The 15,347-nt window shown below is 54.1% G+C and carries 13 protein-coding genes and 2 pseudogenes; 7 read left to right on the top strand and 8 right to left on the bottom strand.

The window, feature by feature from the left end; all coding sequences use genetic code 11:
* Positions 1–76 precede the first annotated feature (76 nt).
* From DBV39_RS00895 to DBV39_RS00885, 3 genes are all read left to right on the top strand, one after another.
* Positions 77–439: a zinc ribbon domain-containing protein gene (locus tag DBV39_RS00895; RefSeq protein ID WP_108619951.1), complete on the top strand. Its 363-nt coding sequence runs from the start codon at positions 77–79 to the stop codon at positions 437–439.
* A gap of 72 nt (positions 440–511) precedes the next feature.
* Complete coding sequence (locus DBV39_RS00890) at positions 512–1,495, top strand: hypothetical protein (protein WP_108619950.1); 984 nt, start codon at positions 512–514, stop codon at positions 1,493–1,495.
* Positions 1,492–3,009, top strand: coding sequence for a hypothetical protein (locus DBV39_RS00885; protein WP_108619949.1), 1,518 nt, complete (start codon positions 1,492–1,494; stop codon positions 3,007–3,009). The genes DBV39_RS00890 and DBV39_RS00885 overlap by 4 nt, the downstream gene beginning before the upstream one ends.
* Positions 3,010–3,462: 453 nt before the next feature.
* On the opposite strand, the pseudogene DBV39_RS00880 reads toward DBV39_RS00885, so the two are convergent.
* From DBV39_RS00880 to DBV39_RS19650, 8 genes and pseudogenes are all read right to left on the bottom strand, one after another.
* Positions 3,463–4,512: pseudogene (locus DBV39_RS00880) on the bottom strand (IS5 family transposase).
* Positions 4,513–4,668: 156 nt separating this feature from the next.
* A pseudogene (locus tag DBV39_RS00875) lies at positions 4,669–4,965 on the bottom strand (IS1634 family transposase); the annotation flags it as partial.
* Positions 4,966–4,997: 32 nt separating this feature from the next.
* Positions 4,998–6,571 (bottom strand): IS3 family transposase gene (locus DBV39_RS00870; RefSeq protein WP_108619947.1). Its coding sequence is split into 2 segments (ribosomal slippage): positions 4,998–6,127 and positions 6,127–6,571, totalling 1,575 coding nucleotides; the frame shifts between segments, so codons are not numbered across the junction.
* A gap of 171 nt (positions 6,572–6,742) precedes the next feature.
* Positions 6,743–8,011: a type II toxin-antitoxin system HipA family toxin gene (locus tag DBV39_RS00865; RefSeq protein ID WP_108619946.1), complete on the bottom strand. Its 1,269-nt coding sequence runs from the start codon at positions 8,009–8,011 to the stop codon at positions 6,743–6,745.
* A 1-nt stretch (position 8,012) separates the two neighbouring features.
* Complete coding sequence (locus DBV39_RS00860) at positions 8,013–8,327, bottom strand: helix-turn-helix transcriptional regulator (RefSeq protein ID WP_227870745.1); 315 nt, start codon at positions 8,325–8,327, stop codon at positions 8,013–8,015.
* A gap of 154 nt (positions 8,328–8,481) precedes the next feature.
* Positions 8,482–8,643, bottom strand: a complete 162-nt coding sequence (locus DBV39_RS00855; protein ID WP_108619945.1) for a Fic family protein — start codon at positions 8,641–8,643, stop codon at positions 8,482–8,484.
* 67 nt (positions 8,644–8,710) lie between these two features.
* Positions 8,711–8,968, bottom strand: a complete 258-nt coding sequence (locus DBV39_RS00850) for a helix-turn-helix domain-containing protein (protein ID WP_108619944.1) — start codon at positions 8,966–8,968, stop codon at positions 8,711–8,713.
* A complete protein-coding gene (locus DBV39_RS19650) occupies positions 8,965–9,129 on the bottom strand; it encodes a hypothetical protein (RefSeq protein ID WP_193853039.1) in 165 nt (54 codons plus the stop codon). The genes DBV39_RS00850 and DBV39_RS19650 overlap by 4 nt, the downstream gene beginning before the upstream one ends.
* 123 nt (positions 9,130–9,252) lie before the next feature.
* Between DBV39_RS19650 and DBV39_RS00840 the strand changes: the two genes are divergently transcribed.
* The 4 genes from DBV39_RS00840 (at position 9,253) to DBV39_RS00825 (ending at position 14,653) form a co-directional block, all read left to right on the top strand.
* Complete coding sequence (locus DBV39_RS00840; protein ID WP_108619942.1) at positions 9,253–9,450, top strand: hypothetical protein; 198 nt, start codon at positions 9,253–9,255, stop codon at positions 9,448–9,450.
* A 158-nt stretch (positions 9,451–9,608) separates the two neighbouring features.
* Complete coding sequence (locus tag DBV39_RS00835; protein WP_159078709.1) at positions 9,609–10,103, top strand: TauD/TfdA dioxygenase family protein; 495 nt, start codon at positions 9,609–9,611, stop codon at positions 10,101–10,103.
* A gap of 412 nt (positions 10,104–10,515) precedes the next feature.
* Complete coding sequence (locus DBV39_RS00830; protein ID WP_108619940.1) at positions 10,516–12,354, top strand: ABC transporter transmembrane domain-containing protein; 1,839 nt, start codon at positions 10,516–10,518, stop codon at positions 12,352–12,354.
* A 160-nt stretch (positions 12,355–12,514) separates the two neighbouring features.
* Positions 12,515–14,653, top strand: coding sequence for an asparagine synthetase B family protein (locus DBV39_RS00825; protein ID WP_108619939.1), 2,139 nt, complete (start codon positions 12,515–12,517; stop codon positions 14,651–14,653).
* The last annotated feature ends 694 nt before the right edge of the window (positions 14,654–15,347 follow it).

Below are 15,347 nucleotides of genomic sequence, written 5' to 3'. Positions count from 1 at the left end.
AATACCCTCACTTTAAGGCACCTCGATGCCATAGCCTCAGGCAGGGGCGACCAGACCATTGCGTAAGGACACCATTATGAAACAGTTTAAATCTCTGCATGAGGCTGCAGAATATGCCACAAGCCTTGCAGGTCAGTGGTCTTTTGCCAATTCTGATGCCGCGTATGCCCCAGAGGGTTTGTTAGTACTGGCGCAAACCAGCGATGCTGAAGACCCGATTGATGAAGACAGCGTCTACGTTGTATCTGATGGGGGCTCGATTGGTCTATGCGAAGACGAAGAAGATATCGACTGGCTGTTCATCGCCGATCAAGAAAAGGATCTGGCTCTACCTGACACGTTTGCTAGTGGCGGCACTCGGCGAATTTGCAATCAATGCGGGCAAGAAGTTGAGGCGGACGCCCACTTTTGCGACCAGTGCGGAGCAAGCCTGAACTGACTTAAAGCCACGAAACCCGGTGCCAAACTTCAAGTAACCCTGTCAATAACGCACCATAACTGGATATTTGCCATGAGCGCTTTCGCCGTTGTCTTTCGACCCCTGTTTTTTGTGCTCGCGTTATGGCTGTGTGTGATTCCGCGGATGGCACAAGCACAAGCACAAGACACAAAACTGGCTATCGAGTTATGGGCGGAAGCCGAATCTTTCAGGTCACTGGCTTCTCAGAATTTTTTGATGGCTTTGCGTAGTGCCTCGACACCCGACGCCAACCTTACGTTTGCTGAATTGGGCAAAGCGTTATGGCGCGAAGACGCAGGTGCCGATGGTTGGTCGGTGTTTTTTCGTCATAGCTTGATCAACTTCGTGGCCGGTGGTTCCGAGCTTGAATTCGTTGCTTTTCAACACCCTTGGGCCGACATTGTCCTCATGACAGGATGGTCTCGTAGCTCGACCGATAGCCGGCTGCGCATTGTGGTTGTGGGCATGGCCATGGGCAGTGTCGCACGTGGCGCCAAGGCACCGTTTCCAACGGGTCTGGCCTGGATGAACGGGAAGCGGTATGCCCCCGAAGCAGTCGGTGAGCTCAATGCCTCCACCACCAATGCCATCGCCAGTTTTGAGGCCGGTATAACAAGAAACCCGTTTGCGGATATTGGCGAAGCGGGGGGCGAGGCCATGGTTGCAGGTGCGGCTCTGCAATGGATGGAGCATCAGGTCAATCTGTCTGCGCTGTTTGGCAATCACCCCAAAGCGAGAGCGATGCGCTTTGCCTGGAATGAACTCATTGTCGCGGGCCAGCGTGGCACCTTGGGGAAAATACTGCCACCCGCTATTTCAGCCGACATTTTCAAGGCGATCGAACCTGAACTATGGGCAACTCTGGAGCCGGTTGTTTATCTGGAAAGCAGTAAAACCGCAGTGGCACTTTTTACTTCCTGGCGCAATCCTGATGTTTATGCGGTGCTAACCCTGCGCGGCGACGATGATCATATGGAAATCGTTGATTTCGGGTTTTACAGGTTTTCCGGCTTTATCACAGAGGACGCCCAATGAACGCTCGTTTCGTTACTGCTGTCGGTTTGTCACTGGGTATCGTCGTGCCTGTCTTGGCCCAAACGAAGGCCGTTATGCCGCCGCCCAGCAGTTTCAGTGTCGTCCCGTTGACCCGCAGTGACGCTGAAAACAGTGAGCCGATCTGGGTGTCAGCTCAGTCGGGCAACGACAGTCAAACCAGTAGCCTCAGCTCTCTTGAAAAAGGCCTTCTGAAAGGAGGCGAAGTGGTGACCTATGCGCCTTTCGGTGCCGCAATCAATGAAATAGAGAAGGGGGCAAATGCTTACGGTGAAATGGCGCAAGAGTTCATTAAAGAGACTGCTGAAAAAAAAGCCAAAGATCCCAACGTTGCAAAGTTCACTGACAAGCTGAAACCCAAAGTACCTGATAGCAATGCCGCCGTCAAAACGGCCAAGAATCTGGAGAAAGTCAGTCAGCCGTATGACGCCAAAATAAGCAGCGCAAAAGACAGTTTAGACAGCACGAGAAAAGCAGGGACAGTACTGTCAAAGTTGGGAAGTTTTCTCGAGATGCTTGATGTCGTGTCGATAGCAGCTGAAAGTGCGGGCTATCTTGTTGAAGGCGACACGACCGGAGCCAAAGGCGCGCTCTGGCGAGGAGGCACGAAAAAAGCCGCAGAAGGGGCCGGGGCGATGGCAGGTTCATTCGTGCCCGGCGGTTCAATCGTTGGAGCGTGGGCAGGTAACGAGGTTTGGGAAGAGAACGTCAAACCGGTTATTGACCAACGCGAAGACGACGAGCGTTTTGAGAAGCTCAAACGCAAAACCCTGAAAAAGCCATGGTTGACACCTCAAGAGTATATGGACAGCAAAGGGAACGTCCGTGATCTTGAGTTTGACGAATATGTCGATAGCAACACGGGCATTATCCGTCGCCGTTCACCCGAAGATCAGGAAGAATTCGAGCGCGCTGAAAGAGAAGCGTGGTCGAAGCAAAAGGACTGGGAGCGAATCAAAAAAGACTACAAAGCCGGCAAGATCAGCGATGAGGTCTTTAACATGGCGTATCAAACCCAAGACCCTTTCGACAAATATGACGTGAAGGCTCCCATGGGCAAGCTGCCACACGCGGTGGCTCCCGTGAATCAGACCGTATCCAGTGATACGCTCGCACAGATTGAACCTGTCCAGGTGACAGCATCGGGGTCACTGACCAGCACCTACGGCGAAATAAAGGTGGTAGAGACATATACCTTTACTTTCTGGAATATTGGCGCCTATTCAACCCGTTATGGCAAGGCCAGTTTGAAGGTGACGTTTTCGAGCATGTTCGACAGCCATGTGATTGAAGGAACGTTTTCGGGGGGGCCGAACGGGGTTGTGCGCATTTTGACTGAAGAAGGGGCTAAAACGTTCAAGTTACATGATGGCAAGCACCTGGTTGGCCAGTTTGAGCGTGCCGTAGACGAAGGGTCAAAGCTTGAGTCCGTGATCATGACATTGCCGGTTGCAAATCCTTCAGCCTTTTTAAACTGGCCTAAAGACTTGAAGTAACCTTGTGCGGGAAGCGGGGATATTCCAGACCAGAACCGGCAGCTGAACATTAAGGCTTTCGCCGCGAGTTTGACTACGCGCCCGGTTCAAAAGTTCAGGACTGGATCATTCACAAAACACCCTGGATTACGTTCTATCCAGGTTTTCCCCGACAAAAGAGCTATCTTTGCACAGGGTTCTGGTAAAGGTTACGGTGAAAGCAATGGCGACTGATTCAACCGGACTCTGTCCAAGCAATTCGGTTTCCACCCCGTTAATGGTGCAGGTATTCCTGCGCTAGCCCTGAAAGGACACCTCGATTAACAACTGATTTAGACGAACCTGGCGAAGTTCGCGCGACACCTGGCTGTCATCGGCAGCAATTTTCCTGATTCCGTGAGCGATTTGCTCACTTTTTGACCGGATTTTGCTTCGAATCGCCCCGGATTTCGGCGATTCGGCCCATTTTGGGCGTCAGAAGGCCTTAATGTCGTGCTTCTGGAAGTACACAAACCGCTTCAGGTTGTAGCAGGTGGCCATCATCGTCATGGCAAAGTAGGCTCTGGCCTGACCGATGGTGCGGATCATCTTGCCGCCCATCTGCTCCATGGTCGCGAACACGTGCTCGACTCGTGCCCGGGTCTTGGCGATGCGATGGTTGCGACGCTGCTGGGCTTCGGACAACGGCTTGTTGGCCTGACCTTTGCGCTGGATCTGGTTGCGATAGCCGTTCTCTTTGAGCCATTGATCTCTGGCTTTGGACGGATAGCCTCGGTCAGCATAGACATCTGCACTGGTGTTCATCGGATCAATCACAGCGTTGAAATGGTCACTGTCACCCACACTGGCGGTGTCAGTCTCAAAGTTGCGGATCACTTTGTACTTGTTGTCGACATTGATGGAAAGCTTGTAGCCAAAGAAGCTCTTGCCGTGCTTCTTCGTCCAGGTGGCATCGGTGTCTTTCTGACGTCGCTGGCAGGCTTGCAGTCTGCGGGCATGGCACCTTGCTTGATCAGATCACGCTCGGCACTACGGTTGTGCTGCTTTGAAGCCGGAATGATCGTGGCATCAATGATCTGTCCAGAGCGGGCGATGAAGCCTTTCGCCCAGAGCTGGCTGTCAACCCCATCGAACAGCGCCTTGGCACCTGCTTCACCAATGCGGTTTTCAAATGTCCAGATGGTCGTGCGATCGGGAATGGTTCGGGAGTCGGTCAGGCCACAGAACCGCTTGTAGCTCATGCGATCCAGCAGTTGATACTCCATTGCTTCGTCTGACAGGTTGCACAGGCGCAGTCAAGAACCTTTCCTATTGCACCAGGATCCTGACCATGGTTTCAGTCGGATAGGCAGGACGCCCGCCTTTGGGTGAGGCCACCCGCGGTGCCACCTTGTCAACCTTGGCGGCCAGGGCAGCAAGGTCGATATGCTTCTCGATTTCGGCCAGTGGATCACCGAGCGTATCGATCTTGCTCTTGTGTTCCTTGTCAGCGAAGAGGTCGTGCTTGATGGCGCTACGGTGCATGGCAATTCAATCAAAATGTAGTGATAGCTACATTTTACCAAGATCTAAACCAGTAGGCCAACGAAAGTCAGAGGTTTTTCGAGGTGCCCATTAATGGGTACGGAAGTGGGGTCAAAATTGGAAAAATAAGAGGGTAATTTTCCTGAGTTCTGCCAATTAGTACGTGTTTGCGAGTTCCAGTAGGCCGACCAACTTTTTGACCAATGAGGATTCCGACTGCATCCTTAGGAAATGGACGAAGCCGGTCAGGTTGTTTCGAATCTGGACATCATGCACTTTCCATAGATCATCGCGAATTCGCCCGATCGAGACGCCAGTTTTGATCTCCAGATACTTCGCCATCATCAAGGCTATGAAGCAGATGACGATATGCGAACGAATCGCATCCTGCGTGCGGTGATAGATCGGTCTGGCCAGCAAGTCTGACTTGCTGATCCGGATTGCCTGCTCAACGTCGGAGCATGTCAAGGGGGTTGTCGCCTGAATCATGCAACAAATCGCTTTTTATCTTTGATCTGAATCTCGGCTTTCACCGCCTCCTCTCGTTCCGGGTTCAGGGTGACTGCACCGACCGGCGACCAGTTCCTGGTTTGTCCTGACCAACGGGCCGGATTCTTCCGTTTCTGTTGTTGGTACAGCGCATGGCGGGCATCCAGAATCTTGATGTCTTCACCACGATGCCGTTGATCCGGCGTGACGTGCTGGATGCCACTGTGGCGGTGCTCATGGTTGTACCAATGCACGAACGTCGCCCCCCACTGACGTGCAGCTTCCAGCGACTTGAATCCATGGGCCGGAAACTCGGGTCGGTACTTGGCTGTTTTAAACAGCGATTCGGCGAACGCGTTGTCATCGGACACCCTTGGGCGCGAGTACGACGGCTCGATACCAAGCCAGTGCAGCATGGCCAGCACCGAAGTGGCTTTCAGTGTGCTGCCATTGTCACCATGCATGACGGGCTTGTCGGCCATGGCATGCACCCCTTCAGCCAGCGCCGTGCGCTTGAGCAAGGCGACAGCATGAGTTGAATCATCCTTTTCATGCACCTCCCACCCGATGATCTTTCGACTGTACAGATCCAGAATGAGATACATGTAGAACCAGTGTCCTTGCACGTGCGTAGGCAGATAAGTCATGTCCCAGCAGTAGACCTGACCCGGTCCCGTGGCCACGTGCGTGGTGGGTCTTCTGGAGGGCTGTGGCGGGCGTGTACGGCCTCTGTGAGTGGTCTGCCCGTGCTGCCTGAGTACGCGAGAGATCGTAGCCTCAGAGCCGATATAAACGCCTTCGTCAGCCAGCATCGGCACGATGCGCGCAGGCGGACAGTCAGCAAACCGGCTTTCATTGGCCACGTCCAGAATCCGCTGACGTTCCTGCGGTGTCAGTGCATGGGCCGGGGTTGGTCGGGCAGCAAGCGGGCGACGATCACCCACCGTGAGTTTGTCTTGATCACGTTTCCATCGCTGAAGCGTCCGGATGGTCAGACCCGCCAGTGAACAGGCACGGTCAAGCCTGGCCCCTTGCTGATGGGCTGTATCAATGTGCTGGACAAGTGTCTGGCGATCTTTCAGGGCAATCATTCGTCCTCGCCCCTGTCCTTTGGAAAGATCGCCGAGAGCTTTTTTGAAAGCACCAGCAAGGCGGCGGTTTCTGCCAGTGCTTTGTCCTTGCGATTGAGATCGCGCTCGAGCTCCCGGATCCGCTTGCGATCGACCTTGGATCGCTGGCCATTGGCACTCGCCTGATCCTGCGGATCGGCCAGCGACTGGGTCGCTGTCTGTCGCCATTGATCAAGCTCCTGGGGGTAGATGCCTTTCTCCCGGCACCACGCATTCTTGCCTGCCTCGTCCATGGCTGCGGTGACGAGCACCGCCTCGAATCGAGCCGCCGCTGACCATGCCCGCTCGCGAGCGGGCATGGTCAAAGCTTGCGCACGCCAGCGCTCAAGGGTTTGAACAGAAATACTCAACTCACGAGAAACCTTTTCCAGCGAAGCGCTCTCGGGAGGCAACAACCGTGCCACTGCTTTGTCTTTAAATGCTTGTCCGTATCTGGCCAATTTGATCTTCCAAAACCACCCTCGGGTTCAAAACTTATCGAGGCGACAACCATTCTGACACAGAGGGACGTGCCAGAAGACATCGATCCTGGTGTTGATGAACGGCATGATCTCGGTTTCCGTGTCTGGCTTAAGCCCAAAGGCTGGCAGGATTTTCTCGATTTCGATTTCTTACTTTTCAACGCAGCCTGGAGGAAGGTGTGTTGCGCCACTAAAAGGGTTGAGCCATTGTTCAACCATCTTGGGCATGATTAGGTCTCGAAATGAGGGGCTTTTAGCTGCCTTTTGCATTTCATACACAGTGTCCGTCAAGCCTTTTCCAATGGCGCCAACCACCGACTCCATATCCGCCTCATCCAGCTCTAGCGCATACCTGCCAAACTGGAAAAGAGCGTCCAGGCTCCACCAGTGCTTTTCCCACCTTTCGTTGTCCAGCGTTAGCGCTGGATTTTCAAATTCCCCCTTGCCATAATCAACATAGGCGCACGTTGAAACAAGATCATAAGCGGGTGAAAGTCGAGGCTGCGCTTTCCCGTCACTCAGGATGGCGAAATTCTTTAGGTGCGCATCTCCATTTTGTGTTGCGACCATGAAAGCCAGCTGGGAGAAAAACGCCAGACCATCAGCCTTTTTGTTACCACAAAAACGGTAAATCGCATCTGCAACAACCTCATAACTCGCCAGGTATTTCTGATCATTGGAAAATCCCATGAGAGCCCCGGCCTCATCAAGGCAAAGACGGTTGTCGCTATCTGGCAGAGTATCAAAGCGCTCCACCGCGATGACGGATAAGTCTTGCGAAAGGTGGGTGTTTGCCGTGTTGATAACGGATCGTTGTGAAGCGCGCATTGTCCAGAATTCATTTTCGGCCAACGCAGGAAAGTCTTCTTCAACAAACCCCTTGATAATGAATTTTTCGCTAAGAACAGTACGTGGATCACGCTTGCTGAAATCTCTTTTTCCTGCTCGCGGATCGGTCTGTGCCAGGATTTTTTTCTGAACGCCAGAAACACCCTGTCCTGATCCATAATCAAGCAAAATCCTCTCAAAATGTTCGCGTCCGCTTTTTGTGATCTCATCAAGCGCGATAATCGGTGTTGTTGCGTTGGGAGGTTCTTTGCCTGGCGACACGCTGACTCGGCCCACCATGTTTTGCCCGATGATGGACAAAATGCCAAAATCGTCAGAAACATCAACGTAGCGTCGCAACTCAAGGAACTTCTGGAGCCGCTCACCCTCAGGGAAATTCTGTTTCAGGCAAAATGGCATATCATCAAAAAAATAAGCCTTTTTAGAGACCGGCAAGGTTAGAGAAATGTGTTCATCGGGTCTGACATGATCTTCGTAGAGCAACCGATAGCCTGGTCGGCCCGATGTTGCCGCCTCCTCGTGAAGGGTCGCAACATGTCTTTTGTTCACGAAGATGTTTAATGAGCGCATATCAAGCCGACTCGCTATTGTTTTTGTTCAATCTGCGCGCATAACTCATGCGAAGCAGCTCTTCGGCATCAGGCGGTACATTTGGCCCTACGTCAATGCGATAGTTCACGGCGCGCAAAGCTTCGACAACGGTACCCAAGGCCACTTTGCGAATGTCGCCGCTCTCCATTTCGGAAACGGTTTTGCGGCTTACGCCAATGGCTTGAGCCAGCGCGGCTTGTGTCATCCCCTTTTCTTTGCGTGCTTTCGCAATCATCGGAGACAAAGCGTACATGGACTTGAGCATCTTCATAATGTAACTTTTAATGGACAACACGAGCGCTATAATCTCATGGTAGCTGGATTTTTGCAACCTTAAGGTTTCAAAACGGTTCGGTTCCCCATGGCAGATGGCTATGCGAACCACATGGTCGTTCTGCCATCATCGAAATCGTTGCCTTTTCGAGCCAATCGATTGGAGCCTGCGCAGGCTATCGATCCACAAAACCCGCTGTGGGAGCGAATGTTGGGCATGCACATGAAGGAAGTTCGAAGTTCAGCAGCGGGTGAGCGGTGCGGCCATTGCCATCAACGAACGGGTGAACCCTCACTAAACGAGTGCGCAGTTCGGCGGCACGCTCAATGGGGTGCATCTGCCCACCTTAGTCGTACCAAGCGATGATATTCAGCAGATCTGGGGTTTGACCCTAAACACGACCGCTATGGCTCACCCCTGATGCTGATCTTTGCCTGGGCCGCGATTTCGCGGGCGTGCTCAATATAGGCCGCGTCACCAGAGGCCTCGGCGTGGGCCAGATACGCATGTATGGCTTGCGCGCTTTGCAAGTCCTCGACCAACACCTCGCGGCCAACTGCCGGGGCATCAACCCATTCTCGTTCTTCAGGCGATAACGGGTAGGCCCCGGAGGTTTCGGCTCCAGCCAGCAGTTCGTCCAACGTGTAACGCGGCTTGGTCATCTGCGGGCCTCATCGAGCCATGCCAGCGTTTCAGCATCGCGGGCCGCCACACGGGTCAGCAACTGACGCACGAAGGCCGTCATGCTGATGCCGTGTTCGGCCAGGACGGTAGCCACTTCTGCCTTCACAGTCACAGGGACGGTGGCGCTTACTGTTTTCATGATCGTACCCTCGCGTGTTCCAGGCGGTTGCAGCAGGTTCATTTCATGTTGTCGCATTCGCCGATGTATTCGGAAAATGGTGGTTTTCTGAACAGATGAAAACAACAACCCCAGGGTAGAGGCATGCCACGATTTCTGACCGCACAACGCACCAACAAGTCCAGCATCGACGCGCTTGCGGACTCCCAAGGGAAAGCGGCTCTCATCGACTTCCTCATCATTAAGCGGACGCTGGCGATCAAGGGGCAACTGAGCAGAATCCATCGGCACGAGAAAGGTGCAGTACGAAACCGGTCATGGGGACATCGCACTGGTTGCTGAAGCCTAAAGGAAGTTTTTTGTGAGTTGAAGGGAAAATCCCCCCTTTTGATTTGTAATCGTTCAACTTACGAGTGCATAATTTCTGTATGGTGGAGATTTTTAAAGAGTATGCATCTCGCCATATGTAGCCACCTACATCGATACTCTCAGCTCAAGAAGTGACTCCTGTCGGTGGAGCAACAGAATTTGCAGATATGCGTGCGGCTTGGGATGCTTTAGAAAATGAGAGGAAAGTGGAGTTTGAACCCTTAATTGCAACGCATGACTATTTCCACTCACGGATGCTGACCGGTTTCAAAGTTGACTCGGTTCCAGACGACTGGTGCCAGCGCCAACCCCCGGTACAGCAGGTTCTCGTCAGAACGCATCCAGCCACAGGTCGTAAGTCGCTGTACTTAGCATCTCATATTTCTCATATCGGTCAGATGAACAAGGAAGACAGCCTGCGACTACTTGATGAATTGATGCAGTTTGCCACTCGTCCCGAATTCACTTACCGCCATCGCTGGCGGACAAATGATGTTGTGATTTGGGATAACCGCTGCACTATGCACCGTGGCAGACCTTTTAACGAATCAGACAGGCGAGCAATGCGAAGAGCTACCGTACAGGATTCAGCTCCAACGGTTGCTGCAGATCCAGCATTGGCATGATTGACATCGACAGAATGCTCGAAATTCCAGATGAACTCTCCCACCGCTCAACTCCTTGCGTCGTTGTAGCGGGGGCGCTTGCGGCCAGCAGGCAAAGCCGCCCCAACTGGCTGGAGAGGTAAGCGCCGCTGGCACTGTGGAGGAACCGGGCAGGCAGGTCGCGCAAAAAGCGGGCCTGAACCGGAGCGTTCATGTAGGACATTCTGGACACCGCCCCTGGGCGGTTCACATCGTTGTTTCGCGACAAAGTGCTGGAAACTGGTGGCCAATGGGTGGCGATTGGGTGGCCAATGGGTGGACGCACCAACCCGCAAACTCGAACCCGGCCAGTTCCTGGCCGAGACGGGGACTCATCCTCCCCGTGAAACGCCATCCTTTGCTGCGCATAGGGTAAAGTAGTTCATTTTCGCAAATGACACCCAGACTCGGCAGCATCACCCATTGGCTCAAAGAATATCGAGTGATCGCCCGATACCGGGCGCAGTGGCTACTTGCGCTGTTTTTACTAGTCATGGCGGCAGCCGCTACGCTCACCGTACCACTGGCATTTCGGGATCTGGTCGACACAGGACTGACCAGCGAGACCGTCAACCGAAAATTCTTGAATCTGCTAATCGTTGCAATGGTGCTCGCCCTGGCCACATCCGGGCGCTATTACATAATGTCGTGGCTAGGCGAGCGGGTCGTGGCCGATATCAGGCAGACCGTCTATCGAAACATCCTTCGCCAGAATCCCGCCTACTTCGAAACATTGCAGACCGGTGAGGTGCTCTCCCGTCTGACCAGTGACACCACACTGGTCCAGACACTGGTTGGATCGAGCGTTTCAATTGCATTGCGAAGCGCAGTCATGCTCGTTGGCGGCATGGCCATGATGCTGATCACCAGCCCGACGCTTGCCGGCATCATGATTGCACTATTGATTGGTGTGGTGCTGCCACTCTGGGCACTGGGCAGACGCGTCAGAAAGATTTCACGAGCCAGCCAGGACAAAGTTGCAGACACCAGTGCCATGGCTGGCGAGGTACTCAATGCCATGACGACCGTTCAGGCTTTCGTGCGCGAGTCGCATGAACAGAAGCGATACGAGAACGCCGTTGAACTAGCCTTTAACGAAGCCAGAAAGCGCATCCGCATGCGATCTGCGCTGACCGCACTGGCCATCATGATGACGTTCTCGGTGATCGTGTTTGTGCTCTGGATGGGTGCACGTCAGGTAGCAGATGGCAGCATGACCATTGGCCAGCTCACCCAGTTCGTCCTGTATGCCGTGTTTGTTGCCGGTTCGATTGGCGCTCTGTCTGAAACCTGGGGAGACCTGCAGCGCGCAGCAGGGGCCACCGAGCGACTGGTCGAGTTGATGCAGGCAGACCCCGATCAGAAACAGGCGGTGCACGAAACCGCTTGCCAGCCACTTCAGACATCAGACTCCATGGATGTCCATGTACAAGATGCCCCGACTGGCTGTTCACCGCCATCTGAGCCTGGGTCAAGGCCAGAACCAGCCATTCAGTTCGTCGACACGACTTTCTACTACCCTTCCCGGCCTGATGCACCCTCACTGGATCACTTGAACCTGACCATTGCAAGCGGGGCTCGCTACGCACTGGTCGGCCCATCTGGCGCGGGTAAAACCACCCTGTTCTCGCTGCTTTTGATGTTTTATGAACCCTCGGCAGGTCACATTGATGTACTCGGGCGCAACATTACCCAGTGGCCTTTGAACGAGCTTCGACACAAGATCGGAATTGTTCCTCAGGAGCCCGTGATCTTCGCATCCACTGCCATGGAGAATATACGTTACGGGCGGCTTGATGCCACAGACGACGAAGTGATAGCTGCTGCCATCAGTGCCCACGCGCATGGTTTCATCTCAGCACTGCCGCAGGGATACCAGAGCTTTCTGGGCGAACGTGGCGTGCGTCTTTCTGGTGGACAGAAGCAGCGTATCTCGATCGCCCGGGCAATTCTCAAGAACCCGCCCATCCTGCTGCTCGACGAAGCCACCAGTGCACTGGATGCCGAATCCGAACGCGAGGTACAACACGCCCTCAATACGGTTCTGCCGGGCAGGACATCAATAACCATCGCTCACCGTCTGGCAACCGTTCAGAATTCAGACTGGATTCTGGTAATGGATAACGGCCGCATTGTCGAGCAAGGCCTGCACCGGGACCTGATCACACAGGGCGGACTGTATGCACGACTGGCCAGACTGCAATTCGCCAGTGCGAAGCTGTCTTTTGCATAGCATTGACAGCGAAATCAGAAGACGCGGGGACAAATCAAAAGCGGCCATACTTCACTACCCGACAGACCGGTAAATTTATATTAGTATCACTGGTACCATCAAGCTGATACATTGCGCGGTCCCGACGTTTCGCAAGATCGCAAAATGGCAAGATAGCAAGGTGTCTGTCGACAGTGATCAGATTGCCAGGCAGAAACTGGACTTCAGACAGGGCAATCGTGCAAACAAGAAGCCGATGTACTCCCCAAAGGCACTCATGCTAGATTCACTGAAAAATGCCCGGCACCATGCGTGTCAAACTGGCGGGTGTTCTGAGGCAAGCCCCACCGAAAACCAGCAATCGCTCATACAGTCGCCTGGACTGCAGTCATCTTTGTATGCCAGGGGCTATCTGGCCTGGTTGCCCGGGATATCTGGCCGCCTGGGAGCGACGTCAGAGTTCACCGGTGTCCATGGAATCGGCGCACTGCCTGAACCCATCCAGGTCGACCCCGGGCATCTCTCGCCAGAGTCTGCACGACCAGCTCCAATGGGGCATGACGGGTGGTGCGCGCAGTGGCGCACCCATCAAGACCGCCAGATCACCCTTCAGTACGACTCGCGCCTGCCGATCAGCGTCGCAAGTCGAGATAACTGCTATGTGCTACTGCTCGGACACGTTGTTTCGCTGGCTGACGATCCCGGCCAGCCTGACCATCAGGATTGCCCGGACATCTCGGCAATGCTGGCAAGACGGCTTCTGAGCGGAATGGACGCGTTTCTCGATGCGCTGGATCTGTGTTCGGGCCGATTCGTCTGCTTCTACAAATCTGCCGATCATTGCGAATTGCAGGTCGTGTCAGACGCCACCTCAATGCGCAGCGTCTTTTACTCGGAAGCCTGTGCCGGGATCATTTCCTCCCACCCCTCTTTGCTTGCACAAGCACTTGGGCCGGTAATCGGGTGCCGACTCGACCCGGCTGTTCAGACATTCTTGAGCGAAGCCAGACCTCGCCCATACAACATGAGCTACCTGCCCGGGTTTGCAACGCTCTATGAACACGTCTATCAACTTCCTTCGAACAACGCATTGCGTCTGACGGACAATCATCTCACGCGCATATTTCCCAGAAATCCCAGAAAGGAGCTCTCGCTTGACGAGGTTGTTAGCCGTTGCTCAACCCTTTTTCGTCGCACCGTCGAGTCGTTCTCGCGCAACTACAAAACCGTGGCGTCTCTAACCGCAGGACTGGACAGCCGACTGACACTGGCGGCATGCCGAACTTCCTTGCCCCGTCTCTCGTTCTTTTGTTACACGCGAGCCCGGGAGCCCGTGAACTATGTGGATGTGGCGCTTGCCAACCAGATCGCAGGCCGGTTTGGACTGCAGATTCACAACGTCACGTTTGACTACGAGCACCCGCCGTCGGACCCTGCATACACCCGGCTATTGAAGGACCTCAAACAAAACAATACGTTCGAGCATTTCTATCCACTGGCGCACGCTTACGCGACCCAGATACCCGGATACGACCTGCATCTGCGCTCGAACATCGGCGAAGCACTCAGAGCCTACTACCACCGGGGCGCGGTCGGACGCATCACCAATGGCCAAGCCAGCCTGATCGAGAAGTTTGCTGCCATCTACTGCAAAGAAGCCCTCTGCAAAACGCATCCGTTCGTGCTGACCCAGTCCGAGCGCTATCTGCGTCTGAGCGGATTGCTGGAAGGCAGCCTGGGTTTTGATGTGATGACCTTGTATGAACTCGAACACAGCATTGCAGTCTGGCAGTCAGGGCTAGTGCGAGAAAGCGACATCGCCTTCGAAACGGTGTGCATCTTTAACTGCCGGGAAGTCCTGCGACTTTTCATGTCACTGCCATTTGATGACTGGCTTGAAGCCCGGGGCATGTACGGGTGCCTCGAGATGCTGTGGCCCGAACTACTGGACATCCCGGTCAACCCTTCCCTATCGGACCTGTCTGACGAGGCGTTCGAGTCGTTGCCCTTCGTTGACATGGGACTGGTGCACAGCAAGACACTGATCAGATGTCGCATCGAGATTCTGGGCAACTCCCTGGTGGCAACAGCATCTGTACGAGACGTATTCGCAGCCAATGCCACACTCGAATACGCCTTTTACGTGTACGTGAACGGAACCAGACACGACACTGTCTGGTACACCCCATCCCCGGCTCTGACCTACCCACTGGATGACAGCATGCGTGGCGCGGAGCTTTCCGTTCGCGCATTTGCCAGACATGTGCAGGCACCAGACACCAAGGTCGCCAGCACCAGCCCATCTTTGCTTTATCGATAGACCCATTGATCGACACATCGCTTCTATCTGTAGCGCGTGTCATGCTCGCGCACCGCAGTGGATTGTGCGGTCAGCGTCCATGGAATCTGTGGCAGTAAGAATCAGTGAGAAACGAGCACATTCAGGCCTGGGAGGTCGTCTTTGACATGCGGCAGATCAATACTTTTTACAAAGCCCCACATTCGCACCTGAGGTGACTGCCAAATATCTTGCAGACATGCTAAAAAAAGCAAAGAATCCTGTCATGCATGTTGTCAATAAAAGGTGAATGGTGCCTGCTGAATGCGCTTGGATGTCGACTGTCCATCTCACACTGATCTGGTTGTCTCGAATCCAGACCCTTCGGGGCTGTGGCTATTTTCATGGTGGGACTGTGCCACATATCAAACATCGTCACCAGCACGATCAACACCGTCCGAGTGATCAGGTCAACAAATACAACCAGAACACTCATTACTTTCAAAGTAGTCACCCGGCCGACGAATCTCGTCACTCGATGATTTCACGGCAGCCACCCCGGCGCAGCGCTTGCCGATCCGACAGATTCCACCTCTTACTGCAAACCAGTTACCCATTGCCGCCCTGTCGTAGCGCGCCATCCGGTTTCGCCAGGGGGCAGAGGCACATCTCGTATGCGCAGGAACCGGAGAATCTTGCACAGACCCAGGCAAGGCTCTGGACCAAATGTCTGACA

The sequence above is a fragment of the Orrella marina genome, assembly GCF_003058465.1.
GTDB lineage: Bacteria > Pseudomonadota > Gammaproteobacteria > Burkholderiales > Burkholderiaceae_B > Algicoccus > Algicoccus marinus.
Note: the sequence above shows the minus strand (reverse complement) of the source record. Positions and strands in the feature narration are given on the sequence as shown.